Origin of the sequence: Nitritalea halalkaliphila LW7, from assembly GCF_000265075.1 — a bacterium.
Taxonomy (GTDB): Bacteria; Bacteroidota; Bacteroidia; order Cytophagales; family Cyclobacteriaceae; genus Nitritalea; species Nitritalea halalkaliphila.
This window is the reverse complement of record NZ_AJYA01000133.1, coordinates 1-850: the sequence shown is the minus strand read 5'-3', so window position 1 is coordinate 850 and position 850 is coordinate 1. Positions and strand designations below refer to the sequence as shown.

Sequence of the window (850 nt, the reverse complement as noted above, 5' to 3'; positions counted from 1 at the left end):
GAACTATTTAGCTGACTTATACAATGGTTGGATTTTCACTTCAGATCGAACGTATGATCCTACATTTTGGGAGAAGTCGTCCTACCCACCTTTACCTGATGAGCAGCGGGTGCATGCAGATTTAGCCGAGCATCGGCCGTTAGAGGCGCAGTTTGCAGATTTCTCGAATATACAGCTCTACATCAATCCGTTGTTAAAACGTCGGCATAAGATTTCGGACGAGCCTTATTGGAATCGACAGGAGTTGTATGCGTATTAATGGGTGGGTTTACAGGAGATGGAAATAGGAGTGTAAAGTCAAACTCATTTCTTTTCTAGTAGCAAAATGTGAAAATAACAATATTTGACATCGTTAATACTGTTCATAAGTAGTCGGAATTTAGATTTAAGTTATTGTTTATAATTTTATTTAGTTAATAGTCTTTTTGAATAGTTTGTTCTTTAGTAGATTAAATAAAATTACTCAAAACGTTTTAGAGTGTCCTTTTGTTATTTCGATGTAATTTTAAATGCCTGGTTTATAGCTGATTATATTCCGAGCAAGAATTAATATTAAGATTTTCTTGCTTTTTAGTATAGGGGGGTATATTTAGTTGTTGAATGATTTTAGCGCTAAAGGTTGTTTTTCAGGCAGTTAAAGGTTAGCTGTTTCAGTGTTTGTTAAATTTTATTTCAAATGAAAAAAATAGTAGCATTATTCGTTTTAGGAGGGCTTTTGATGCTCTCGGTTGCAAATCTTCGTGCGCAAGTAGATCCTGTTACAGGGGGCATTGTTCTCGCCATACTCATAGTAGATGGAATTAAAGATGGCTGTGATAATTTAAGGGAATCTGGTGATTGCAGCTACGTT

Annotated in this window: 1 pseudogene; it reads left to right on the top strand. The window is 35.5% G+C overall.

The features are described 5' to 3' along the window. Positions 1–259, top strand: a pseudogene (locus A3SI_RS19460) (hypothetical protein); the annotation flags it as partial. Positions 260–850 lie beyond the last annotated feature (591 nt).